This window comes from Actinocatenispora comari (assembly GCF_017312725.1).
GTDB lineage: Bacteria > Actinomycetota > Actinomycetes > Mycobacteriales > Micromonosporaceae > Actinocatenispora > Actinocatenispora comari.
Map to the genome: position 1 here is coordinate 19785 of NZ_BOPO01000053.1, position 21754 is coordinate 41538.

Genomic DNA, 21754 nt, shown 5'->3' on the forward strand with positions numbered 1-21754 from the left:
TGTGGCGGTGGATGCTGGTGGCCGTCTCGCGGGACCCTCACAGCTGCGGCTCGTCCCACGTCGAGAGGCAGAACGGGTGCCCGGCCGGGTCGGCGTACACGATGCAGTGGTCGGCGTTCGGCTGGACGTCGAAGCGGGTGGCGCCCGCCGCGAGCACACGTGCCCCGGTGGCGGCGAGGTCGTCGACGTAGAAGTCGAGGTGCATCTGCATGGGCACGGTGTCGCCGGGCCACACCGGTGGCCGGAAGTCGTCGACCTGCTGGAAGCCGAGGTCGCCGTTCGGCCCGGTGACCGTGGCCCAGCCGGGGCCGCCCCTCGCCACGCCGCCGGTGATCTCGGCATAGAACCGAGCGAGTTCGATCGCGTCCGGGGCGTTCACGGTGACGCCGCTGAAGCGGATCACGTCGGACATCACCGCACCGCCATGGCTTCGGGGGCTGCCGTCGGCCCGACCCGTCGGGTCCGCCGGGGGAGATGCGCGGCCGTGGCGTCATGATCCCGCCGGATCTCGAACACGGCCCGCCGTTCGCTGTCTGCCGGCGCCTGCAACACGATGCCCATCGGCCCGAATGTACCCGGCCGGTTACGTAACTGCAAGGGTACATACACATCGTCGCCCTGTTGGTCGGCGTCGAGGTGCTCGGCTGAGCGGAACCGGCTCGGCCGGTGGCGCACCTTGCCGGCCGCCCGCACCCGAGCGCATCCGCTAGGGTGAGCGACCCATGGCGCGCCGGGCGCCGGCCGCGGCGAGGAGGCCCGAGCATGTCGTCATCCGGTCCCGTCGTCGACGTCTCGGCTGGACCGGGGGACCCGCCCGCGATCCGGCCGGCCGGGATGTGCTCCCGGTGATCCTGGTCGGGATCGGCCTGATGTGCCTGGGATTCTGGTACGCCTCGACGCTGCTGTCCGGCTGCCCGGTGTAGCGATGCCGCGCGGCCACCTCCGCCACGGGGGGCGTGGCGGTGACTGCCGCCGGTCGGCTCGGCCCGCCGCGGACCGGTCCGGGTCAGGTGTCGCAGCTGGCGGTGGTGAGCTGGAAGCGGGGTGGTGTGGCGATCGCGCCCAGGACGGGGCGCTCGTCGAGCAGGCGGATCGGCGCCGCCAGCCCGGGCAGCGAATCCAGCAGCTGGGCGGCAGCCGCGTTGACGAAGCGCGCACCGACGCACGCACCCGGGCCGGTGCCGTACGGGAGGTAGCCGTCGCGGTAGCCGGCGGGTGGATCGGCCCAACGCTCCGGCCGGTAGTCGTCGGCGTCGGACCAGACGCGGCGGGAGCGGTGCATCGCGAACGTGCACACCAGCAGGTGGTCGCCGGGCCGTACCGGCAGGCCGCCCAGCTCGGTGGTGGTGCGCGCCCTGCGGTGCAGCATCCAGGCCACCGGCCACAGCCGCAACGCCTCCCGTACCCGGTCGCCGGCCGGCGCGGTGGGTGTCGCCGCCGGCAGTACGGTGCCGGCGGCGAGTCCCGGTCGCCACCCGTGGTCGAGCAGCACCGTCCAGGACAGCGCCGTCGCGGCCGCCCGGCACACGGCGCCGAGCGCACCGTGCAGCGCCAGCGCGGCGGTCTGCGGGTCGCCGAAGCGGTCCAGAAGCGCCGCCAGGAAGGGATTCCCCGGCGTCGCGCGGTGCCGCAACAGGTAGCCCTGCAGCGCCGCGTTGGCCCGGCTCACCGCGAACCGTCGGCGCAGCGCCGCAGCCCGCCCCGGCCGCCGGTCCAGCGCGTACGACCGGGTCAGCGCCGCGGCGACCGCGCGGAACACGGCCGGAGACGCCGCCGGCAGCAGGGCGCTGCCGAACCGGTGCAGGTACCGCAGGGACGCGTCGTCGGGCCAGCAGGAGAGGGCAGGCGTGGCCACCGTCCGGGGGCCGGTCAACGCCGTGTCGAGGGCGCTGCCGAGCGCGGTGAGCACCGGGCGGGTGTCCGGATGCCCCGGTATCCAGCCGGGAACGGCACCGAACGGCGCCGAGGTGGCCTCGAACGGTTCCTGCGTGCTGGCCAGGATGCGGCGGCCCAGCGACGAATCGGTCACCAGGTAGCGGTCGGCGGCCAGCCGGCGTACCGGCGGATCGGCCGGGTCGGTGGCCCAGGACAGCATGGCCGGCAACGGGTCGCGGGCGAATCCCGGGTCGGTGCGCGGTACGGGCATCGCGAGCGCTCCAGGGGTGGCGACCGGGCCCTGCCCGAGGGCGGGCCCGGCCGGGCCGGTGGTCAGTAGACGACGTAGTAGATCTGCCACGTCGAGTCCGTCCCGACGGTCCTGGGACGGCGGCGCAGGAAGAAACGCAGGGTGCGCATGGTCATCACCTCCTTCCGGCGCCGACGGTAGGGGCCGTCCGGGCGTCCCGGTGAGGCTCGCGACCGATCCGTGAGCCGGCTGTCACGCCGGCAGGTCGGTGACAGCGAGGCTGTCCAGCAGGCTACGGGCCCGGTCGTACAGCGGGTGCTGGCCGGTGTCGGCGGCCTCGGCGGCGGCAGCCCGCGCGTACCGGCCGGCGAGCGCGGGATCGCCGGTCGCGCGGCGGGCGGTGGCCAGCGCCAGCAGCACTTCGGCCCGGCGTACCCGCAGGTCGCAGCCGCGGAGGCGGGCCATGGCGCGACGCGCGGCGTCCAGCGCCTCGGCCGGCGCCTGGTGTTGCACCGCCGCGTGGCAGACCGCCAGCCAGCCGGTGATCTGCTCGAGGGGCAGGTCGCTGGCCCGGCTGGTGGCGACCGCGGCGCGGCCCAGCTCCAGTGCCCGGCCGGCGTCACCGCGGGCCAGATACACGCGGCTGAGAACGACGAGTGCCTGGGCCCGTTCGAGCTGGGACCGGCCGGCCTCCGCCTGGGCCAGGGCGGCCTGGGCGTGCGCCAGTGCCCCGTCGAGGTCCTCGGTGGCGAGCTGCGCGGCGGCGAACGTGACCAGCAGGTCGGTCTCGGGTCGCTCGCCGCTGGCGGCCAGCGTCAGCGCTTCGGCGGCGTGCAGTCGGCGCAACGCCTCGTCGGGCCGGCCGACCGCGAGCGCGTCGCCGGCCAGGTTGGTCAGCACGACCGCCTGCCCGCGGCGCGAACCCAGGCGGCGCAGCAACTCCAGCGACTGTTCGGCAAGTCGTTCCGCCTCGGCGAAGCGCGCCCGGCACCACAGCGAGACACCGATGTTGAGCAGCGCGGTGGCCTGGCCCAGCCGGGACCCCGTGCGGCGGTGCAGGTCGAGTGCGTGCCGGAAACCCAGCTCGGCCTCCGTCGTGCGGGCGCTGAGAGTGTCGACGATGGCGAGGTGGTTGACCACCGAAGCCTCGCGCCTCAGGTCGCCCAGTCTGCCGGCGATCCGACCGGCCTCCGTCAGGCTGTCACGGGCGGTGCCGAGGTCACCGGCCTGCAGCGCGTCGCCACCCCGCCAGGTCAGGCCGGCACAGCGCATCAGCGGGTCGTCGATCGCCGCCGCGGCGCGCAGCGTGGCCGCGACGACCCGGCCACCGTCCTGCCGCCGGTTGCCGTGGGCCAGGTGCGGGTGCAGCAACGCGGGCAGTGGCCACACCCGCGCCGGCGTGGTGGTGGCCGCGTGTTCCAGCAGTACCAGCAGGTTGTCGCGCTCGGCGTCCAGCCAACGGGCAGCCGCCTGCGCGCCGTCGAACGGGCCGTGGCCCACTTCCGGCAGCGGCTCCAGTTCCAGGTCCGGGTGCACCAGGTGGATCGCGGCCCCGGTGACTCCGGTCGCCCACGCCAGCAGGCGCTCCTGCGCGGCGGTCCGCTCGTTCGCCGGCTCCTCGGGCGCGGCCCGTTCCGCCGCGTACCAGCGCAGCAGGTCGTGCAGCCGGAACCGGTCGCCGGTGGGCTCCGGCGCGAGCAGGCTGACCGCGGCGAGCTGGTGCAGCAGCCGGCGGGCGACCGGCGGGTCCGCGCCGAGCAGCGCGGCGACCGCGTGCAGCTCCCAGGTCCGCGCCGGCACCAGGCCCAGCAGTCGGAACAGCCGCCGAGCCGGCTCCGGCAACGCCCGGTACGACAGGCCGACCGCGGCGGCGACACCGTGCTCGTCGCTGTCCCCGGCGTCCAGCGCGCCGAGCCGGTCGGCCCGCAACGCCGCCACGTACCCGGCGAGCCCACCGGGCGTGCCGCCGGCCAGCTGGGCGGCGGCCAGCCGCAGCGCGAGCGGCGTGTCCGCGCACAGCGCGGCCAGTTCGTCCACTGTGGACGCCGGTCCGGTGACCCCGGCGCCGGCCAGCAGCCGCACCGACTCCTCCCGGCGCATCGGGCCGAGCGTCACGGGCCGCGCGGCCGCCGCGACGGTGAGGCCGTTCAGCCGCGACCGGCTGGTGACCAGTACCGCGCAGCCCGGCCCGGCCGGCAGCAGCGGCAGCACCTGGTCGGCGCCCGCCGCGTTGTCCAGCAGGACCAGCACCCGCCGGTCGGCCAGTACGGTCCGGTACAGGGCGGCGAGCTCGTCCACGTCGGTGGGCAGCCCCGCCTCCGGCACGCCGACCGCGCGCAGGAACCGGCCGAGCACCTGCGCGGTGCCGACCGGCGCCGCCGCCGAGTAACCGTGCAGGTTGGCGTAGAGCTGCCCGTCGCCGAACTCGGCCGCCAGCCGGTGGGCGGCATGCACCGCGAGCGTCGTCTTCCCGGCACCGGGTGCGCCGGAGACCACCGCAACCGGTACCCCGGTCGAACCGGCCGAGCCGCGCAGCCAGTCCAGCAGCGACCGCAGCGGGCCGTCCCGCCCGACGAAGTCCGCCAGTTGCGGCGGAAGCTGCCGCGGGACCAGTGCCGGCGCGCCACCGGCCACCGCCGGCTCGGGCCGCGGCGGGGACCCGATCGCGGTGCGCAGGGCGAGGTAGTCGGCGCCCGGCCCGGTGTCCGAGCCGCCCAGCGCGACCAGCCCCGCGTCGTACTCCGCGATCGCCTCGTCGGTGTGCCCCAGCCGGGCGAGTGCCAGCACCAGCTGATGCCGGAACGGTTCGTGCACCGGGTACGCGGCGACCAGCTCGCGCAGTTCGGCGACGACCTCGCCCAGCCGGCCGGTGTGGCGTTCCAGCTCCAGCAGCCGGCCCAGGGCGGCCCGGCGCTTCGCGGCCAGTTCCGCGGCGGGCTCGGTCGGCCCGGCCACGTCGGCCAGCGCCGGCCCCCGCCACAACGCCAGCGCCTCGCGCAGCAGCAGCCGTTCCTGGTCGTCCTCGGCGCGCAGCCGGGCTGTGGCGGCGGCAGCGACCAGCGCGTGGAACCGGTGCGCGTCGACCTGGCCGGGCGACACCACCAGCCGGTACCCGTCGTTGACGGTCTGCACCAGCGCGTCGCCGAGTGCCCGGCGCAGCCGCCGCACCAGGCTGTGCAGCGCCGCGCGAGGCCGTTCGGGGGCCGGACCGCCGGCCCACAGCCGTGCGGCCAGGTCGGCGATCGCCACCACCTCGCCGTCGGCCACCGCCAGCGCGGCGAAGAGCGTCCGGACCCTTCCCGCCGGCAGATCGACCGACCTGCCGGCGACCCGGACCACCAGCGGTCCCAGCAGGCCGACGCGCAGCTCCGCCCCGGGTTCGGCCTCCATGACAGTGCACTGTAATCGGCCGGTGCCAGGCGTTCGGGCAGCTCAGGCCCTGCGGCGACAGTCACGCGGGGCCGGCGCGGGCGCCCACCCGACGCACCGGTACCGATAGCTCGGGCCCGACCAGGTGCAGGAGCAGCACCGGCTGCACCGCACCGCGTGACTTCAGCGGCACCTGGTCCGCCCCGCGCAGGCTGTCAGCGCGGATGCTGCTCGACAGGCTGTTCACGGATCCGTTGCGGCCGTTGGTTGCCTGTTCGGCGCGCTCCTAGGCTCCGGAACACCAACGGCACCGACGAGGGGAGTGCGCCATGGACAACCGCGACAACTGAGACAGGACGGCTCGCCGCGCAGGTGGAAGGAGACTCGCGATGGCGTTCAACCGGGATTGGTGACCGGTGCCGGCCGGCGGGATGCGAGTGGTTCCGCGCTCGTCGGCCGGCACCCACGCACACCAGGGGAGGGTGCATGGCGGCGGTGGCCCGGGCCGGTTTCGGCCGCGCCTTCGAGGTACCGGGGTTTCGTGCGCTGTGGACCGCCACGGTGCAGTCCCAGCTGGGCAATCAGCTGGCCCGACTGGCACTCGCGGTGCTCGTGTTCGACCGGACCTCCTCGCCGGTACTGACCGCTTTGACGTACGCGCTGACGTTCCTGCCGCCGATGGTCGCCGCGCCGCTGCTGACCGGCCTGGCCGACCGTTTTCCCCGGCGTACCGTGCTGATGTCCGCCGACCTGATCCGGGCGGTGCTGATCGGCCTCACCGCACTGCCCGGGCTGCCACTGGTCGCGGTCGGGGTGCTGGTCACGCTCAACGCGTGCGTGCACCCGCTCTACTCCGCGGCGAGCGGCGCCGCGCTGCCGACGTTGCTGCCCGGCGACCGCTACCCGGTCGGCGCCGGCGTCCTCGCCATGACCGACATGGTCACCCAGATCGCCGGCTTCGGGCTGGGCGGTGTGGCGCTCGGGTGGCTCGGGGGTCCGCGCGGGTGCCTGGCGGTGGACGCCGCCACCTTCGCGCTGTCGGCCCTGTTGCTGCGGTCCGGGCTGCCACCACTGCGCCCAGGACCATCGCGGTCGCCCGGCGCGCGACGCGGCGGGCACGGGGCGGCACTACGGATGGTGCTGACCGATCGGCGGTTGGCGGTGCCCGCGGCCCTGGTGTGGCTGTACGGACTGCTCCTCGCCCCGGAAGCACTCGCCGTGCCGTTCACCCACCAGATCGGCGCCGGTACCGGGGCCACCGGATGGCTGATGGCCGCGGACCCGGTCGGCGCGCTGATCGGCACGCTGCTGCTGACCCGGGTGGTACCCCAGCGGTGGTGGCCGGCGCTGTTGACGCCCTTGGCGGTGGCCGCCGGGGTGCCGCTGATCGTCAGCGCGCTGGCGCCGGCGCTGCCGGTCGCGCTGGTGCTGTGGTCGCTCACCGGCGTGCTGACCTGCTACATCACCATCGCGCAGGTCACCTACGTGCGGCGGGTGCCAGACGAGCGCCGCGGCCGGGCCGCCGGTGTCGCGTCCGCCGGCCTGCAGACGGCGCAGTGCGTCGGCGTACTGGTCGCCGGGGCGCTGGCGGAGCTGATGGCCCCGTCCACCGCCATCGGCGTCTGCGCCGCCGTCGGCGTCCTTCTTGCCGTGCTCCTGGCCGCGGCGGCGCGTGAACGGCGTGGCCGCCAGGACAGCGCGGCACCGGACCAGACCACCGCACCGCCGCTGCGAACCGGTACCGCTGACAAGGATCCTGGAGGAGAGCCGTGCTAGTTCATGGCTTGCTGAATTCAGAGTTCAGTGTACTGTGTCGCCATGCAAACGGCGACGCACGGCCAGGTCCTGGCCCGGTTCGGTCACGCCCTGTCCGACCCGACCCGGGCGCGGCTGCTACTGGCCCTGTGCGACGCACCGGGCTACCCGGCTCGGTTGGCGGAGCTGCTCGGGACCAGCCGGCAGAACCTGTCCAACCATCTGGCGTGCCTGCGCGGCTGTGGCCTGGTGGTGGCGGTGCCGGAGGGTCGACGCAGCCGCTACGAACTGGCTGACGCCAAGTTGGCGCACGCGCTGCGCGACCTGCTCGGGCTGGTGCTGGCCGTCGATCCGACCGCGTGCGCCGAGTCCGACGCGGCCGGGTGCTGCTGATGGTCGCCCGGGCCAGCCTGGCCGAACGCCTGTCGACCCGCCGGCTGTCGGTGACCGACTCGCCGGCCCGACGGGCGGCGCTGGCTCGACGGGTGCGATGGCTGGTCGCTGCCACGATCTCCTACAACGTGATCGAAGCCGTCACGGCCATCGCCGCGGGCACCGTCGCCTCCTCCACCGCGCTGGTCTCCTTCGGTCTGGACTCGGTGCTCGAGGTGTCCTCCGCCGCGGCGGTGGCCTGGCAGTTCTCCGCCCGCCACCCCGACACCCGGGCGCGGCGTGAGGCGGTGGCGCTGCGGGCCATCGCGGTGTCGTTCTTCGCGCTGGCCGCCTACGTGCTCGTGCAGTCGACCCGGAGCCTGCTCGGGGCAGCCGAGGCACGGCCCTCGTCCGTCGGCCTGGCACTCGCCGCGCTGAGCTTGGCGATCATGCCTGGTCTGTCCTACGCGCAGCGTCGCGCCGGCCGCCAACTCGGTTCGGCGAGCGCGGTCGCCGACTCCAAACAGACGCTGCTGTGCACCTACCTGTCCGCCGTCCTGCTGATCGGGCTCGCCGTCAACAGCATGTTCGGCTGGTGGTGGGCGGACCCGGTCGCGGCACTGGTGATCGCGGGCCTGGCCGTCAGGGAAGGTGTCGACGCCTGGCGCGGCAAGGGATGCTGCGCCCCGGCCGGTGAGTCGATCGCGCCGAACGACACCGGCTGTACCGCCGCCGACGACTGCTGCCACTGACCCCGCCGCGAGGTCGGCACCACCCGAGCACGTGCCGCAGCAACCACCTCGTCGCTGGCAGGCCGATCCACGTGCAGCGGCGGGAACTCGACGACGCACCACGCCAGCACGACTACACCATTCGGGAATGGGTCGAGGCACCCGGCGTGCGCTACGTACCCGTGGACGGTGACCGGCCTCCGGCTCGTCCCCGGCCCGGGCCACCCGAGCGGATCGCAGCTGGTCGTGGTCGAGACCGGCGCACGTCCGGTCGTGGTCGTCGGCGACGTCGCGGTGTCGTCTTCCGAGCTGGCCGACCCGCACACCGAAGGCCAGCGACGAGTGCGTGCACTCGACCCGAGCTGGTGTGGCTCGCCCACGAGCCCTGGCGACCCGCCGCGCGCCGCGCCGACTGACGTTGCGGGACACCGGGTACGGCGTGCGGCCGTACCCCGCGCCCCTCGTGGGAAGGGCACCGCCGCGGGCGAGCGGCACGGTCGGCGGGCGTGGATCACGGCCGGCCGTCGTCCGGCGCTGACCGAGGTCAGGTGCGGTGTTCCGGGCCGGGGGCGCGGACGCTGCCGCCGGGGCCGCGCTCACCCGGGTCCGCGTCGTTGACCGAGCGCCGCTCGGTGACGACGGTGGGCTCGCCACCGCGGTGCACCTCGCGCTGGGTGATCGCGGTCTGGTGGCGTCGCCGATTCCACACCAGCAGGGTGATCACCAGTTCGACCACGCCGGCCAGCATCAGGATCGCGCCGATCGCGGTGACGTTGAGCCAGTGCAGATCGACGTCGATCGCGAAGGCGAAGATCGCACCGATCACCAGTAGCAGGATGCCAACACCGACACTCATCAGGCACCTCCTCGACAACGGGATACCCGATGCGCGTGCGAGGTATGCACGCCGTGACCACGATCGCGGAGGAATAGGTCCCCGCGAGGCGGGTAGCACTCGGAGGACCTGCGCCGGTGCATGTCGCCCCGCGGCGCACGGCACGACGGGATGGAGGCGTGCCCGGCCAGGTCGCCCGGGAATCGGCGTTCCGGTCCGGGGCGGTACGGATTGGCCTAGCGTCCGAGAGGTGATGCGGGTGGCGGTGTGGTGGGTCGTTCTGATGGCGTGCTGGGTCGCCACGCTCGCCACCCTGGCCCCGGTGGAGTTGGCGGTGGGTGCGGCCGGCGCCCTGATCGCGGCCGGTACCGCGGTCGCCGCGCAGCGGGCGCTGCGCCGGCGATGGTCGTTCGACCCGCGGTGGCTGCGCTGGTTGGCACTGGTGCCGCTGACGGCGTTGACCGAGAGCGCCCTGCTGTTGACGCTGGTACGGCGGGAGAGCCGGAAGCGCAGCCCGGGTCTTCGCCGGCTGGCGCGGCCCGAGATCGGCGGCGGGGCCCGCGCCGACGGGCATCGCGCGCTGGGCGGGGCCGTGCTGTCGGCTGCCCCGGGCTCGTACCTGGTGGACTGGCCCGGCGACGCGCAGCGTCCGGTGCTGCTGCACACCGTGGTGAGCGGGTGGCCACGGCTGGACGAGGAGGTCCTGTCGTGAACGGCTGGCTGCTCGCCGCGCTGGTGCTGCTGGCCGGCGGGCTGCCGCCGGCGCTGTACCTCGGCTCGCGCGGCGACGGCGTCGACCGGCTGGTGGGGCTGCAACTGACCAGCGCCACGGCGGTGGGCTTCATGATGGTCTTCGCCTACGCGTACGACCGGTCCAGCTATCTGATCCTGCCGCTGGTGCTCGCGTTGCTGTCGCTGGCCGGGACGCTGGTGTTCACCCGGCTGCTGGGCCGGAGCGACCGATGACCGGCTGGATCGGCGGTGTACTGGTCGGCATCGGCGTGGTGTTCGTCGTCGGCGCCGGGTGGGCGGCGCTGCTGTTTCGCGACACGCTGGACCGGTTGCACCTGCTCTCGCCCGCCGCCGTGATCGGCGTCCCGCTGGTCGGCATCGGGCTGGTGGTGGCGACCGGTACCCACCTGTCCAGCGCGATGATCCTGCTGACGGTGGCGGTGCAGGCGGTCACCGGGCCGGCGCTGACCACCGCGATCGCCCGTTCCCGGCTGCGCCGTGACCAACTGCTCGCGGACCGGTCCCGATGAGTACCGCGGTGGTGGTCGTCGCGCTGGCGCTGGTCGCGATCGGTGGCCTGGCGGTGGTGGTCACGCACGACCCGATCCGGCAGGCGGTGACCCTGTCGGTGTTCGGGGTGCTGCTCGCGGTGCTGTTCCTGGTACTGCAGGCGCCGGACGTGGCGCTGTCCCAGGTCGCCGTCGGTGCGGCGGTCGTGCCGCTGATGGTGCTGCTGGCGGTTCGCACGATCCGCCGGGACCGCCGGTGAGCGGCCGCATCGGCACGGACCGGCGGCGCGGATGAACCGGCGGCTGCGGTACCTGGTGTTCGGGCTCGGCGCCGCCGGGCTCGCGGTGCTGTTCGCGCTGGCGCTCGCCGGGCTGCCCGGCTTCGGCGGCGACTCGCACCCGTACCGGGACCGGGCGGTGCACGCCGCGCTGGCGCACCGGACCGCGAACGTGGTCTCCTCGATCAACTTCGACCAGCGCGCGCTCGACACGTTCGGCGAGGAGCTGATCCTGCTCGGCTCGGTGGTGGGTGCGGCGGCGCTGCTGCGCCCGTCCCGGCGGGAGAGCGAACGGCCGGCGCCCGATCCGGAGGCGCGGGCGGTGCCCGACTCGGTGGTCCTGCTGTGCACGGTGATGCTGCCGGTGACGGTACTGGTCGGGCTGGACGTGATCGCGCACGGGCACCTGACGCCGGGCGGCGGGTTCCAGGGCGGGGTGGTCCTCGCCACCGGGCTGCACCTGCTGTTCCTCGGCGGCCGGTACCCGGCGCTGCAGCGGATCCGGCCGCTGGCCGGCTACCAGTTCGCCGAGTCGATCGGGGTCGCGACGTTCGCCACGCCCGGCCTCGCCGGGCTCGCCGCCGGTGGCGCGTTCCTGGCCAACGTCCTGCCGTACGGGCAGTTCGCGTCGCTCGCCTCCGCCGGCACGGTACCGGTGTTGAGCCTGGCCGTCGGCGTCGCGGTCGGCGGTGGCGTCGTCGTGCTGCTGGCGCAGTTCCTGGAGCAGGCGCTGCGGTACTCGGGGGAGCGGTGATGCAGGTCTTCGCGTACGCGGTGGGCGGCTGGCTGGTGCTGGTCGGTGCGGCCGGCATCGTGCGCAGCCACCATCTGGTGCACACGGTCGTGTCGCTGTCGGTGGCGCAGGCCGGCACGTACGTGTTCCTGCTCGCGGTGGGTTTCCAGTGGAACGCGGTCGCGCCGGTGTTCAGCACCAGCGCCGACACCCACCGCGCCGTGGTCGACCCGGTGGTGCAGGCGCTGACGCTGACCGACATCGTGGTGTCGGCGACGGTGACGGCGCTGCTGCTGGCGCTCGCGGTACAGATCCAGAAGCGGCACGGCACGGTCGATCCCGACGAGCTTCGCGCGTTGAAGGGCTGAGATGCGCGCGCTGGTGCCGCTGTCGTTCGTGCTGCCGGTACTGGTCGGCTGCGTGGTGCTCGCGTTCCGGCGCTGGCTGCCCCGGATGGTCACCGACCTGCTCTGCGTGGCGACGGCGGCGACCGTCGCCGGGTGCACCGGACTGCTGGCGCACGCCGCCGGCGGCGGCCGGATCGTGGAGTGGATGGGCGGCTTCACCCCGCATCGCGGGTACAGCGTGGGCATCGTGCTGGTCGTCGACCCGCTCGGCGCCGGCGCCGCGTGCCTGGCCGCGGTTCTCACCGGCTGCGCCCTGCTGTACGGCTGGCGCTACCTGTCGGACGCGGGCGAGCACTACCACGTGCTGATGCTGCTGTTCCTGGCCGCGATGGTCGCGTTCGCCAGCGCCGGCGACCTGTTCACCCTGTTCGTGTTCTTCGAACTGATGGGCGCGGTCGCCTACGCGCTGACCGGGATGCGCATCGAGGAACCGGAGTCGGTACAGGGCGGGTTGACCTTCGGGGTGGTCAACTCGCTGGGCGCCTACCTGACGCTGATGGGCATCGGGGTGCTGTACGCCCGGTACGGGCAGCTCGGGTTGGCCCAGCTCGGCGCGGCGATCGGCGCGGCGAAGCCGGACCCGGCGCTGGTCGCCGCGTTCTGCCTGGTGTGCTGCGGCTTCCTGGTCAAGGCGGCCGTGGTACCGATGCACTTCTGGCTGGCCGACGCGCACGCGGTGGCACCGACCCCGGTGTGCGTGCTGTTCTCCGGCGTCATGGTCGAACTCGGCCTGTACGCGGTGACCCGCATCTACTGGGTGGTGTTCGCGACCGCGCTGCCGGTCGCCACGATCGGCCGCACGCTGCTGGTCTTCGGCGTGCTGACCGCGCTGCTCGGCGCGGTGATGTGCGTCAGCCAACGCCACCTCAAACGGCTGCTCGCCTACTCCACGGTGGCGCACCTGGGGCTGTTCCTGGTCGGCGTGTCCACGCTGAACGCCGACGGCCTCGCCGGTACCGCCGTCTACGTGCTCGGCCACTCGGGCGTGAAGGCGGCGCTGTTCCTGCTCGCCGGCATCCTGCTCAACCGGTACCGCAGCGTCGACGAGGCGTACCTGCACGGTCGGGCCGGGCTGCGCAGCCCGGTCGGCTGGCTGTACCTGCTGGCCGGGCTCGCGCTGGCCGGGGTGCCGCCGTTCGGGCCGGGGTTGGGCAAGGCGCTGACCGAGGAGGCCGCCGGTGCCGGGCACCCGTGGCTGGTCTGGCTGTTCGTCGCGGTGTCGGCGTTGACCGGTGGTGCGGTGCTGCGCACCGGGCTGCGCATCTTCGCCGGCCTCGGCGAGCCGCCCGGCGGTGGCGACGAGGAGACCACCGGGCGCAGCGAGGAGTCCGAGACCACCGGCCCGGTGCGCGGCACCCCGGTCACCATGCTGGTCGCCACCTGCCTGCTGCTGGGTGGCGGGCTGCTCGTGGGCGCGCTGCCCGGGCTGGCCCGCGCCTGCGGTCGCGCGGCGGCCGCCGCGATCGACACGCTCGGCTACCGCGACGAGGTGCTGCACGGCACGCTGCGGCCGCTCGCCGAGGTACCCGACTCGTACTGGTCGGCCTCCGGCGTGCTGCTGGGGCTGCTCTCGGCGGCGCTGGCGGTCGGTGTGGCGCTGCTCGCGCTGGCGCGGCTGCCGGAACGGCTGCGCCGGCCGCTGCGCCCGCTCGAGCCGGTACTGGTCGGCCTGCACCGGCTGCATTCCGGTCATGTCGGCGACTACGTCGCCTGGCTGTTTCTCGGCACCGCGGCGCTCGCCGCGCTGGTGGCGTGGTGAGGATCGGCCCTGCGCGGGCAGCTCGCCGGTGCCATCGCCGGCGCGGGCCACACGGCGCAACGTGCGGTCGAAGTGCCGGCTGGCCGGCCCGCAGCAGCCCCCAGCGATCGGCGCCGATCGCGCGGCTCGACCTACGCGCACAGCGGTGTCGGTGCGCGGTTCAACGACGTCGGGGCGGCCCGCCGGCCGTGCGGCGCCGTCCCGACTCACCGCGAAGCACGGTGGTTTCGACTCCGCGGCTGGGCGTCTGATACCCAACCGGTGCCGTTCCTATCGCACGAAACCGGGTCACTTGGTCGCCCGAAAGTGGCAAGAGCCGACAGAATCGGCCGTCGTGGCCCAGCCGCACCGAGCCCGTCGTCCGGTCGGCGCCGCATCATGGGCATGACCTGCGCGGATACGGGTACTGCAGTCGAGTGAGGCCGAACCCGCGACGCCGTGCCGGCCGTCCGGACGATCCAGCGTCCGGGCGGCGGTTCCCGCAGCCCGGGGACATCGTCACGGTCGAACCGCAGGTGTGCCCCGGCCAGCTTGCCCGAACCGTACGGCTGCAGCTGAGCCGGCCGGTGGAGCCCGCCGACGACGACCGTTCGACCGGGGTACCCGTCGAGGGTCGGCGCTGGTGGCTGCTGACCGGCTGGCAGCTGAACGACGCGGACCAACCGGTGCTGCTGTGCACCCTGCGGGTACGCGCGAACGCCGTCGACGTCACCACCGCCCCGCCCGGCATCAGCAGCATCTACTACTGAGTGCGCGGCCTGCCGGGGTGAGAGGTCACGCTGCCTGCGGCCGGTTCACGGCGCCGGATCGGCGCGACTCGGCCGGAGCCCGTCCAGCAGCAGGTCCAGCAGCCGGGCGGCGGTGTCCGCGCGAGCGGGTCGCGGGGCCACGGTGAAGGTGCCGATCAGCGCGGCGGCGATGTCCTCGGCGGTGACGTCGGAGCGAAGATCGCCCGCCGCGCGGCCGGCGTCGAGGATCGTACCGATGGCCGCCAGGAGCTCGGTCCGGGTCCGCGCATGGGTGATCTCGCCCGATTCGATCATGGCGAGCAGCGTGTCGAGCATGCCGTTCTTGGCGGCGATCCAGTCGCCGAACAGGTCCATCCAGCGCCGCAGCGCCGCGGCCGGAGGCAGCTGGGCCAGCAGTTCGCGGGCGCCGGTCGTCAGCCGTCCGACCTGGTCCTGGTAGACGGAATCGACCAGCGACTCGCGGGTCGGGAAGTGCCGGTAGAGCGTGGCGATGCCGACGCCGGCGGCGCGGGCGATCGCGCGCATCGACGGCTCGGCGTCGGCCGACATGAACACCCGGGCGGCCACCGCGAGCAACTGGTCGCGGTTGCGTACCGCGTCCGCCCGGGGCGCGCGGGCCGCCGCCCGAGCGGAAACGGATCGCGCTCCGTTTGTGTTAGGGTCGCGCATGGAAGCGGAGCATAGTCCGTTTCGATGTGCTCCCTCGGCTCGCAGGAGGCAGGCGGGTATGCAGGTGCAGAGCAGGCGACCGGCCGGCAGTCGCAGCAGGGTGGTTCGGCTCGATTCCTTCGGCGGCCCCGAGGTCCTGGACGTGCGCGACGTGCCGGCGCCGCAGGCCGGGCCGGGACAGCTGCGGGTGCGGGTGACGGCGGCCGGCCTGAACCCGATGGACTGGATCATGACCGCCGACGGGGCCACCGCCGCCCGGTTCGGCCTGACCCTGCCGGCCGGGTTCGGCACCGACTACGCGGGAGTGGTCGACCAGGTCGGTACCGGGGTGACCGGGTTCGCGCCCGGCGACCGGGTCTTCGGCGCTGCCCTGTCCCGCGCGGTCGCCGACTTCGTGGTGGTCGACGCGGCCGGGCAGACCGCGGCGAACGAGGCTCACCACACGCCCGACGGCGTCGACGACCGCACCGCCGCCACCCTCACGATCGCCGGCCGTACGGCCTCCGCCGCGCTCGCCGCGGTCGATCCCGGCCCGGACGACACGGTGCTGATCGGCGGCGCCGGGGGTGGGGTCGGGGTGTTCGCCGTCCAGCTCGCGCGGGTCCGCGGGGCGCGCGTGATCGGGACCGGGTCGGCCGCGACGGCCGATCATCTGCGCGACCTCGGGGCCGAGCCGGTCGCCTACGGCGACGGCCTGGCTGACCGGGTCCGGGCCCTCGCCCCCGCCGGTGTCACGGCGGCCATCGACCTGCATGGGGTGGAGACGGTGCACGTCGCCCGGGAGCTCGGCATCCCCGTCGGTCGCAGCTGCACCATCGCCGCGCAGGTCGACGGCGTACCGGCGGCCAACGGCGCGAACGCCCCAGCCGGCGCTCTGGCGGAGATCGCCGGACTGGTCGCGGCGGGGCGCCTGCGGGTACCTGTTGCGGCGAGCTTCCCGATCGAGCAGATCCGCCGCGCGGCGGAGTTGCAGGCCGGCCGGCACGTGCGGGGCAAGGTCGTCATCGACCTCCGGATGGCGTCGTCGTAGCCAGCCGTACGGAAGCTCGATCGGGCTCGGCGAGTCAGCCGCGGAGCTGGGCTGTGAGCCGGTCGGCGACGCTGCGGGGCTCCCGGCCGAGCAGTTCGGCCAGCAGGGGATCGGCTGCCGCGAAGTAGCCGGCCCGGCTGGCCTGGTACCAGGTGAGCATGAACCGGGCCACCGGCTCGGGGACACCGGTCGCGAGCTGGTCGGCGACCCACTGGTCGTCGCTGGGGACGGTGCGTTCGATGGTGCGGCCGGTCAGCGCGGACGCGATCGTGGCGACCTCGGCGAAGGTGACGGCGGTCGGCGCGGTGAGGGTGATCGGTCCGTCGAGAGACCGGTCGCCGGCCAGCAGGACCGCGGCGGCCTCGGCGACGTCCGCGCGGTCGGTGTACGGGACGGGGCCGTCCTCCGGCTGCGCGATCACCCCGGTCTGCCGCCACGGGCCGAGCACCTGGTCCAGCGGGCCGTAGGCGCCGTTGCGCAGCGCGGTCCAGGCGACCCCGGACCTGGCCAGGGCTTGCTCGGTGGCCAGGTGCAACTCCGAGGGCGGGTACGGGTTGCCGGGCACGGCGGCCTGCTGGCTGGTGTAGAGGATCCGGTCGGCGCCGGCCTCGACGGCGGCCCCGACGGCGTCGCGATGCAGCCGGACCAGGTCTGCCGCCGGGTCGTTGCCCGACACCAGGAGCACCTGCTCGGCCCCGGCGAACGAGCGGCGCAGCGCGGCCGGATCCTCGTACGAGCCCTGGCGCACGCGGACGCCGCGGTCGGCGAAGCGGCGCGCCCTGGTGACGTCGCGGACGCTGACGCCGATCTGGTCGGCCGGTACCCGATCGAGCAGGTTCTCGACGACGGCGCTGCCCAGCCCGCCGGTGGCGCCGGTGACGACGATCATGCTGGTGGTCTCTCCCGGTCGGCGTCCGCCCTGGCGGAGGGCGGCGAGATAACCTGACCAAGCTGGTCAACTTATGTCCCGACCTCGACTGTAGGTAAGCTGACTCGTAGAGTCAACTTTCGATGCCGAGTGGCAGTGAGGGTCGGTGAGGACCGTGTCCGGTGCGGTGCCGTCGAGACCGCGGCTGCGCGCCGACGCCCGGCGCAACTCCGAACAGATCCGGTCCGCCGCGATCGGCGCGTTCCAGGGACGAGGCCTGACGGTGCCGCTGGAGGAGGTCGCCGAGGCCGCCGGGGTCAGCAAGGCCACGATCTTCAACCGGTTCGGCGGCCGGGTCGGCCTCATCGAGGCCGTCATCGAAGAGGTCGTCGCGTCCGAGCTGTTCGCGGTCATCGACCACACCCGGACGATCGAGGACGTCGGCGAGCGGATCACGTACTACCTCACCGCGATCCGCGATCTCCAGTACCGTCAGCCGGCCGTCAACGACGTCCTGTTGCAGGTGTACCCGCACTCGCGGCAGCTGATGGAGATCTGCCGGGTCGGCAGCGAGGCCAACGACGAACTCGTCGCCGCGGCGCGGGAGTCCGGTGTGCTGCGGCCCGAGTTCACGGCGGGCGACCTGCACGCACTCGTCGTCGAGAACGCCCTCGCCCTCAAACACGGCACCCGGCCGGCCCGGGACGACTACGACCGCCGCACCGGCTACCTGCTGGACGGCATCCGCGGGCACCGGCCCCCCGCCGGCAACCGATGACCGCGCCCCGGCCCTGACGCGGCCGTGGCCGGACCACCGCCGCGGAGGGTCAGGCGGTCAGTGCTCGCCCTTCTTGTGCCGGGGTTTGCGGGGCCGGCTGTCGGCCGGGCGCGGCGCCCGGGGACCGTCGGGCCGGGGCCCGGTGGGCCGGCCGCGCCGGTTGCCCACGCCAGGGCCGGCGCCGCGGTCCGGGCGCAGGTCGATCAGCATGCCGGAGATCCTGGTGTCGGCCAGCCGCTCGAAGGTCGCCGCGGGCAGGTCGGCCGGCAGCTCCACCAGGCTGTGGGTGGGCCGGATGTCGATGCGGCCGAAGTCCGAGCGGGCCAGCCCGCCCTCGTTCGCCAGCGCGCCGACGATCATCCGCGGCTCGACGTGGTGCCGCTTGCCCACCGCGATGCGGTAGGTGGCCATCCGCTGGTGCTCGCGGGGCCGGTGCCGCTCGGGCTGCGGCGGCTCGGGCATCTCCTCCAGCAGCAGCGGCTTGCCGTCCTGTGCCAGTACGGCCAGCGCGGCGGCGATGTCCAGCGCGGGGACGTCGTGGCTCTGCTCGTAGTCCTGCACCAGGTCGCGGAAGTTGGCGAACTGCGCGTCCTGGATCGCGTTGGAGATGGCCGCGGTGAACTTCTCGATCCGCTGCGCGTTGACGTCCTCGACGGTGGGCAGCCGCATCTCGTCGAGCTTGACCCCGACGGAGCGTTCGATCGCCCGCCGCAGGTGGCTCTCCCGCGGGGTGACGAACGAGATCGCGTCGCCGCTGCGGCCGGCCCGGCCGGTGCGGCCGATGCGGTGCACGTACGGCTCGGAGTCGGTCGGCAGGTCGTAGTTGATGACGTGGCTGATCCGCTCGACGTCCAGGCCGCGCGCGGCGACGTCGGTGGCCACCAGGATGTCCAGCTTGCCGGAGCGCAGCTGGTTGATGGTGCGCTCGCGCTGCGCCTGGGCGATGTCGCCGTTGATGGCCGCGGCGGAGAAGCCCCGGGCCCGCAACCGTTCGGCCAGCTCCTCGGTGGCCTGCTTGGTCCGGGCGAACAGGATCAGACCGTCGAAGTTCTCCACCTCGAGGATGCGGGTCAGCGCCTCCAGCTTCTGCGCGTGCGCGACCTTCAGGTACCGCTGCCGGACGTTGGCCGCCGTCGTGGTCTTGCCCTTGACCGTGACCTCGACCGCGTCCGGGGCGTGCTTGGTGACCATCCGGCGGATCTGGGTCGGCATGGTCGCCGAGAAGAGCGCGAGCTGCTTGTCCTCGGGGGTGTCGGCGAGGATCTGCTCGACGTCCTCGGCGAAGCCCATGTTGAGCATCTCGTCGGCCTCGTCGAGCACCACGAAGCGCAGCTCGCTGAGGTCCAGGGTGCCCTTCTCCAGGTGGTCCATCACCCGCCCGGGAGTGCCGACGATCACATGGACCCCGCGACGCAGCGCCGACAGCTGGACCCCGTACCCCTGGCCGCCGTAGACGGGCAGCACGTGCAGCCCCTTGATGTGCGCGGCGTAGCGCTCGAACGCCTCCGACACCTGCAGCGCGAGCTCCCGGGTCGGCGCCAGGACCAGCACCTGGGGCGCCTTCTGGGTCAGGTCGATCCGGGACAGGATCGGCAGCGCGAACGCCGCGGTCTTCCCAGTGCCCGTCTGGGCCAGGCCGACGACGTGCTTGCCGGCGAGCAGCAGCGGGATCGTCTCTGCCTGGATGTTCGAGGGGGTCTCGTAGCCGACGTCCCGAAGTGCCTTGATGATCCTTCCGTCGAGGTCAAGGTCATCGAAAGTCGGCGTCGTTTCAGTATCGGGCACCAACAGATCGTAGTGGAAAGCCTCGGCGGCCTCCCCGCGGTTCCCGGCTGCACCGCGGCCGGCCGGGAACCGCGATCGCCGTACGTGCTCGTGATCACGTCCCGGCGGTCGACCGTTCGGCCGCCGGCCGCTCGGGTGTCGGAGCCTTCAGGCGCCTGCCGAGGCGCACGAACAGCAGAACGAGCCCCACGGTGAGCAGAATGTGACCGAGCCCGGCGACGAGGGGTACGGCCTCCGGAACCGGATCGCCCAGCACGGTCAGGCAGCCGTGTACGCCCATCATGCCGACACTCACCGCGATGCCGGCGTTGTAGATCCAGAAGAAGGCGGTGTAGAGCTTCGTCCCCGACAGCTGGAACAGCCGGTCCAGGCCCAGCACGATCAGGAACCCCAGCATCCCCAGCGTCAGCAGGTGGGTGTGCGTCACGGCGAGCTGGGTGTCCCCGGTGAAGTCGTGTGCCTTGGTGAACTCCCGGTAGAACAGACCGGAGACCACCCCCACGATCATGTACGTGTGTGCTGCGTAGTACGACGCCCGCAGCGAAACTCGGCTGGCACTCATCTGGGCTCTCCTTGTCGTCGGCGGCGTGGGCCGCTCGGCGTCGTGGTGGTCATCACGCCTGGTGCCGGTGCCGCGCCTGGTCCCAGCCGGCGTGGCGGAGGAAGTGGTTGTCGTAGCGTTCCTGGACCTCCAGCAGGCTCTCCGGGGGCAGTTCGCCGCGCGCCACCCGTGCCAGGTGCCGGAAGTACTCGAACCGCTCGATGCCCGGTGTGACGACGATCAGCAGGTCGGCGCTGCGGCCCGGCGCCGCGGCGAACGCGTGGGTTGCGTGCGGCGGTACCACCACGAGGTCGCCCTGCTCGGCGGTGAGGATCTCGTCGCCGGACAGCAGCTGGGCGGCGCCGTCGAGGACGTAGAACAGCTCGGCCGACCGGGTGTGCCGGTGCGGGGTGGCGCCGTTGGCGCCGTCGGTGAGCGTGACCCGTTGGGCCGACAGCGCGCCGCCGGTGCAACTGCTGTCGGCGAGCAGCCGTACGGTGCTCGGCGCGTGACCGATCACCTCGGCCGTGGCGGAACGGACGATCACGGACTCGTCGAAGTCCGGTACCAGCAGAGACATGGTGGTGCTCCTTCGGTGACGGGGATGGGGTGGTCAGGCGGTGGGTGGCCGGCCGGCCCGGCCGGGGGCGGTCAGCAGCAGCACCGCGCCGAGCAGTACCGCTACGGCGGTGCTGCCGTGCACGCCGATGGCGGTGGACGCCGATCCGCCGTGGCCCAGCACGATGATCATGTCGCCGATCGGGGTGACCGCGGCGGCCAGCAGCACCCAGCCCAGGGCCCGCCGGCTGGCGGTGATCAGCACGACGAGGATGACCAGGCCGGACACCAGGTCGCGCAGTCCCTTGACGGACAGGAACGCCGCATCCGAGCCGTGCGGCCAGCTCGGCAGGCCGAACTGTGCGGCGTTGGTCTGCGGAGCCAGCAGGTAGCTCACGCCGACGTAGATGATGAACAGGCTCCCGACGACGGCCAGCGCAGTGCCGATCGTGCTCCGGGTCAGGCGTGGGGTGACGGACATGGTGATCTCCGGTCTACGGTGCGGGAACGGATCAGGGGTCAGGGTCGGATCCACCGGGGGTGCCGGGCCCCGCCGAGGAGGTACCAGCTGAGCCGATCTCGGCGGGGCAGCGCGGCGAGGACCGACCGGCGTTCGGCGCGATCGGCATGAGCCAGCACGATGCCCAGGTAGGTGAGCGTTCGGGGCCGGGGGAGACCGGCGATCTGCAGGGCACGCAGCTGCTGCCATTCGTGCGCCGCCAGGTGTTCGGCGGCGAGCGGCAGCAGGTCCCGGTCCTCCTCGTCGACGTGCTCGGCCAGCAGCGCGTGGTGCTCGACGATCGCGGCGACGAGGCGGTCGCGGTCGTCCTCGGCGGTCGTCGCCACCCAGCCGGGCAGGGCCGCGTCGATCGCGGCCAGCGTGTCGGCCAGCCGCTCGTGCTGTGCCTGCATCCGCAGTACCAGGTCGGCGCCCAGGTCGCAGCGGGCCAGCAGCGCCGGCCACAGCAGCCGGTCCTGGCAGCTCTGGTGACCGCGCAGGGCGCGCTGGTAGCTGCGGAGGTGGCGGGCGAGCATCGTGGCGCGGCGCGGCTGGCCGGGCCGTACCGCCGCGATCCGGGTGGCCAGCAGTGCGGATGCGCGGCGGAAGGCCCGGTGGGCCAGTACCGTCTCGTGCCGGCTCGCCCGGAGTGCGGTGGTCATGGCAGGCAGC

General features: G+C 73.8%; 26 protein-coding genes. 14 read left to right on the forward strand and 12 right to left on the reverse strand.

What is annotated here, in order from left to right; all coding sequences use genetic code 11:
• Positions 1-37: 37 nt before the first annotated feature.
• The gene (locus NUM_RS15085; protein ID WP_207125476.1) at positions 38-412 is read right to left on the reverse strand and encodes a VOC family protein; all 375 of its coding nucleotides are present in this window, start codon (positions 410-412) and stop codon (positions 38-40) included.
• Positions 412-561: a hypothetical protein gene (locus NUM_RS15090; protein ID WP_207125477.1), complete on the reverse strand. Its 150-nt coding sequence runs from the start codon at positions 559-561 to the stop codon at positions 412-414. Before NUM_RS15090 ends, NUM_RS15085 begins: the two co-directional genes overlap by 1 nt.
• Positions 562-722: 161 nt before the next feature.
• Here NUM_RS15090 and NUM_RS15095 point away from each other — a divergent pair, with 161 nt between their 5' ends.
• Complete coding sequence (locus NUM_RS15095) at positions 723-923, forward strand: hypothetical protein (RefSeq protein ID WP_207125478.1); 201 nt, start codon at positions 723-725, stop codon at positions 921-923.
• Positions 924-1006: 83 nt separating this feature from the next.
• Here NUM_RS15095 and NUM_RS15100 read toward each other — a convergent pair whose 3' ends face one another.
• Both NUM_RS15100 and NUM_RS15105 read right to left on the reverse strand, forming a co-directional pair.
• Positions 1007-2146 (reverse strand): cytochrome P450, encoded by a 1140-nt coding sequence (locus NUM_RS15100; RefSeq protein WP_207125479.1) that lies wholly within the window; start codon positions 2144-2146, stop codon positions 1007-1009.
• A 231-nt stretch (positions 2147-2377) separates the two neighbouring features.
• Positions 2378-5515 (reverse strand): AfsR/SARP family transcriptional regulator, encoded by a 3138-nt coding sequence (locus tag NUM_RS15105; protein ID WP_207125480.1) that lies wholly within the window; start codon positions 5513-5515, stop codon positions 2378-2380.
• 465 nt (positions 5516-5980) lie between these two features.
• On the opposite strand from NUM_RS15105, the gene NUM_RS15110 reads away from it, so the two are divergent.
• From NUM_RS15110 to NUM_RS15120, 3 genes are read left to right on the forward strand one after another with little or no spacing between them, the layout of a single operon-like run.
• Entirely contained in the window at positions 5981-7270 is a 1290-nt protein-coding gene (locus NUM_RS15110) for an MFS transporter (protein WP_207125481.1), read from the forward strand.
• 42 nt (positions 7271-7312) lie between these two features.
• Complete coding sequence (locus tag NUM_RS15115; RefSeq protein WP_207125482.1) at positions 7313-7642, forward strand: ArsR/SmtB family transcription factor; 330 nt, start codon at positions 7313-7315, stop codon at positions 7640-7642.
• The gene (locus NUM_RS15120; protein ID WP_207125654.1) at positions 7642-8373 is read left to right on the forward strand and encodes a cation diffusion facilitator family transporter; all 732 of its coding nucleotides are present in this window, start codon (positions 7642-7644) and stop codon (positions 8371-8373) included. Before NUM_RS15115 ends, NUM_RS15120 begins: the two co-directional genes overlap by 1 nt.
• A 523-nt stretch (positions 8374-8896) precedes the next feature.
• Here the strand turns inward: NUM_RS15120 and NUM_RS15125 are convergent.
• Positions 8897-9208 (reverse strand): DUF6458 family protein, encoded by a 312-nt coding sequence (locus NUM_RS15125; RefSeq protein WP_207125483.1) that lies wholly within the window; start codon positions 9206-9208, stop codon positions 8897-8899.
• Between the two features lie 229 nt (positions 9209-9437).
• Here NUM_RS15125 and NUM_RS15130 point away from each other — a divergent pair, with 229 nt between their 5' ends.
• The 8 genes from NUM_RS15130 to NUM_RS15165 all read left to right on the forward strand — a co-directional run bounded on the left by NUM_RS15130 (position 9438) and on the right by NUM_RS15165 (position 14354).
• Complete coding sequence (locus NUM_RS15130; RefSeq protein ID WP_207125484.1) at positions 9438-9899, forward strand: hypothetical protein; 462 nt, start codon at positions 9438-9440, stop codon at positions 9897-9899.
• Complete coding sequence (locus NUM_RS15135; protein ID WP_207125485.1) at positions 9896-10153, forward strand: monovalent cation/H+ antiporter complex subunit F; 258 nt, start codon at positions 9896-9898, stop codon at positions 10151-10153. The genes NUM_RS15130 and NUM_RS15135 overlap by 4 nt, the downstream gene beginning before the upstream one ends.
• Positions 10150-10449: a monovalent cation/H(+) antiporter subunit G gene (locus NUM_RS15140; RefSeq protein ID WP_207125486.1), complete on the forward strand. Its 300-nt coding sequence runs from the start codon at positions 10150-10152 to the stop codon at positions 10447-10449. Before NUM_RS15135 ends, NUM_RS15140 begins: the two co-directional genes overlap by 4 nt.
• Positions 10446-10688: a Na(+)/H(+) antiporter subunit B gene (locus NUM_RS15145; protein ID WP_207125487.1), complete on the forward strand. Its 243-nt coding sequence runs from the start codon at positions 10446-10448 to the stop codon at positions 10686-10688. Before NUM_RS15140 ends, NUM_RS15145 begins: the two co-directional genes overlap by 4 nt.
• Before the next feature lie 31 nt (positions 10689-10719).
• The gene (locus NUM_RS15150; RefSeq protein ID WP_207125488.1) at positions 10720-11460 is read left to right on the forward strand and encodes an MnhB domain-containing protein; all 741 of its coding nucleotides are present in this window, start codon (positions 10720-10722) and stop codon (positions 11458-11460) included.
• Positions 11460-11807 (forward strand): sodium:proton antiporter, encoded by a 348-nt coding sequence (locus NUM_RS15155; protein ID WP_207125489.1) that lies wholly within the window; start codon positions 11460-11462, stop codon positions 11805-11807. Before NUM_RS15150 ends, NUM_RS15155 begins: the two co-directional genes overlap by 1 nt.
• Position 11808: 1 nt before the next feature.
• Complete coding sequence (locus NUM_RS15160; RefSeq protein ID WP_225918587.1) at positions 11809-13605, forward strand: complex I subunit 5 family protein; 1797 nt, start codon at positions 11809-11811, stop codon at positions 13603-13605.
• Positions 13606-14021: 416 nt separating this feature from the next.
• The gene (locus tag NUM_RS15165) at positions 14022-14354 is read left to right on the forward strand and encodes a hypothetical protein (RefSeq protein WP_207125490.1); all 333 of its coding nucleotides are present in this window, start codon (positions 14022-14024) and stop codon (positions 14352-14354) included.
• Positions 14355-14399: 45 nt separating this feature from the next.
• On the opposite strand, the gene NUM_RS15170 is transcribed toward NUM_RS15165, so the two are convergent.
• Positions 14400-15023, reverse strand: coding sequence for a TetR/AcrR family transcriptional regulator (locus tag NUM_RS15170; protein ID WP_225918588.1), 624 nt, complete (start codon positions 15021-15023; stop codon positions 14400-14402).
• A gap of 58 nt (positions 15024-15081) precedes the next feature.
• On the opposite strand from NUM_RS15170, the gene NUM_RS15175 reads away from it, so the two are divergent.
• Positions 15082-16053, forward strand: coding sequence for an NADP-dependent oxidoreductase (locus NUM_RS15175; RefSeq protein ID WP_225918589.1), 972 nt, complete (start codon positions 15082-15084; stop codon positions 16051-16053).
• A 34-nt stretch (positions 16054-16087) separates the two neighbouring features.
• On the opposite strand, the gene NUM_RS15180 is transcribed toward NUM_RS15175, so the two are convergent.
• Complete coding sequence (locus NUM_RS15180) at positions 16088-16942, reverse strand: NAD(P)H-binding protein (RefSeq protein ID WP_207125492.1); 855 nt, start codon at positions 16940-16942, stop codon at positions 16088-16090.
• A 145-nt stretch (positions 16943-17087) separates the two neighbouring features.
• Here NUM_RS15180 and NUM_RS15185 point away from each other — a divergent pair, with 145 nt between their 5' ends.
• The gene (locus tag NUM_RS15185; RefSeq protein WP_225918590.1) at positions 17088-17699 is read left to right on the forward strand and encodes a TetR/AcrR family transcriptional regulator; all 612 of its coding nucleotides are present in this window, start codon (positions 17088-17090) and stop codon (positions 17697-17699) included.
• A gap of 57 nt (positions 17700-17756) precedes the next feature.
• Here NUM_RS15185 and NUM_RS15190 read toward each other — a convergent pair whose 3' ends face one another.
• The 5 genes from NUM_RS15190 to NUM_RS15210 form a co-directional block, all read right to left on the reverse strand.
• Positions 17757-19484: a DEAD/DEAH box helicase gene (locus tag NUM_RS15190; RefSeq protein WP_225918591.1), complete on the reverse strand. Its 1728-nt coding sequence runs from the start codon at positions 19482-19484 to the stop codon at positions 17757-17759.
• A 94-nt stretch (positions 19485-19578) separates the two neighbouring features.
• Positions 19579-20046 (reverse strand): DUF2871 domain-containing protein, encoded by a 468-nt coding sequence (locus tag NUM_RS15195; RefSeq protein WP_207125493.1) that lies wholly within the window; start codon positions 20044-20046, stop codon positions 19579-19581.
• Positions 20047-20098: 52 nt separating this feature from the next.
• The gene (locus NUM_RS15200; RefSeq protein WP_207125494.1) at positions 20099-20605 is read right to left on the reverse strand and encodes a cupin domain-containing protein; all 507 of its coding nucleotides are present in this window, start codon (positions 20603-20605) and stop codon (positions 20099-20101) included.
• A 33-nt stretch (positions 20606-20638) separates the two neighbouring features.
• Positions 20639-21064 (reverse strand): DUF4267 domain-containing protein, encoded by a 426-nt coding sequence (locus NUM_RS15205; protein ID WP_207125495.1) that lies wholly within the window; start codon positions 21062-21064, stop codon positions 20639-20641.
• A gap of 38 nt (positions 21065-21102) precedes the next feature.
• Positions 21103-21744 (reverse strand): hemerythrin domain-containing protein, encoded by a 642-nt coding sequence (locus NUM_RS15210; RefSeq protein WP_207125496.1) that lies wholly within the window; start codon positions 21742-21744, stop codon positions 21103-21105.
• Positions 21745-21754 lie beyond the last annotated feature (10 nt).

Coding starts and splice junctions, on each gene's coding strand:
- NUM_RS15090 (WP_207125477.1), bottom strand. CDS start 561: ATGGGCATCGTGTTGCAGGCGCCGGCAGACAGCGAACGGCGGGCCGTG.
- NUM_RS15125 (WP_207125483.1), bottom strand. CDS start 9,208: ATGAGTGTCGGTGTTGGCATCCTGCTACTGGTGATCGGTGCGATCTTC.
- NUM_RS15175 (WP_225918589.1), top strand. CDS start 15,082: ATGCAGGTGCAGAGCAGGCGACCGGCCGGCAGTCGCAGCAGGGTGGTT.
- NUM_RS15120 (WP_207125654.1), top strand. CDS start 7,642: ATGGTCGCCCGGGCCAGCCTGGCCGAACGCCTGTCGACCCGCCGGCTG.
- NUM_RS15210 (WP_207125496.1), bottom strand. CDS start 21,744: ATGACCACCGCACTCCGGGCGAGCCGGCACGAGACGGTACTGGCCCAC.
- NUM_RS15140 (WP_207125486.1), top strand. CDS start 10,150: ATGACCGGCTGGATCGGCGGTGTACTGGTCGGCATCGGCGTGGTGTTC.
- NUM_RS15095 (WP_207125478.1), top strand. CDS start 723: ATGGCGCGCCGGGCGCCGGCCGCGGCGAGGAGGCCCGAGCATGTCGTC.
- NUM_RS15205 (WP_207125495.1), bottom strand. CDS start 21,064: ATGTCCGTCACCCCACGCCTGACCCGGAGCACGATCGGCACTGCGCTG.
- NUM_RS15195 (WP_207125493.1), bottom strand. CDS start 20,046: ATGAGTGCCAGCCGAGTTTCGCTGCGGGCGTCGTACTACGCAGCACAC.
- NUM_RS15145 (WP_207125487.1), top strand. CDS start 10,446: ATGAGTACCGCGGTGGTGGTCGTCGCGCTGGCGCTGGTCGCGATCGGT.
- NUM_RS15150 (WP_207125488.1), top strand. CDS start 10,720: ATGAACCGGCGGCTGCGGTACCTGGTGTTCGGGCTCGGCGCCGCCGGG.
- NUM_RS15110 (WP_207125481.1), top strand. CDS start 5,981: ATGGCGGCGGTGGCCCGGGCCGGTTTCGGCCGCGCCTTCGAGGTACCG.
- NUM_RS15160 (WP_225918587.1), top strand. CDS start 11,809: ATGCGCGCGCTGGTGCCGCTGTCGTTCGTGCTGCCGGTACTGGTCGGC.
- NUM_RS15170 (WP_225918588.1), bottom strand. CDS start 15,023: ATGCGCGACCCTAACACAAACGGAGCGCGATCCGTTTCCGCTCGGGCG.
- NUM_RS15085 (WP_207125476.1), bottom strand. CDS start 412: ATGTCCGACGTGATCCGCTTCAGCGGCGTCACCGTGAACGCCCCGGAC.
- NUM_RS15155 (WP_207125489.1), top strand. CDS start 11,460: ATGCAGGTCTTCGCGTACGCGGTGGGCGGCTGGCTGGTGCTGGTCGGT.
- NUM_RS15100 (WP_207125479.1), bottom strand. CDS start 2,146: ATGCCCGTACCGCGCACCGACCCGGGATTCGCCCGCGACCCGTTGCCG.
- NUM_RS15115 (WP_207125482.1), top strand. CDS start 7,313: ATGCAAACGGCGACGCACGGCCAGGTCCTGGCCCGGTTCGGTCACGCC.
- NUM_RS15180 (WP_207125492.1), bottom strand. CDS start 16,942: ATGATCGTCGTCACCGGCGCCACCGGCGGGCTGGGCAGCGCCGTCGTC.
- NUM_RS15200 (WP_207125494.1), bottom strand. CDS start 20,605: ATGTCTCTGCTGGTACCGGACTTCGACGAGTCCGTGATCGTCCGTTCC.
- NUM_RS15105 (WP_207125480.1), bottom strand. CDS start 5,515: ATGGAGGCCGAACCCGGGGCGGAGCTGCGCGTCGGCCTGCTGGGACCG.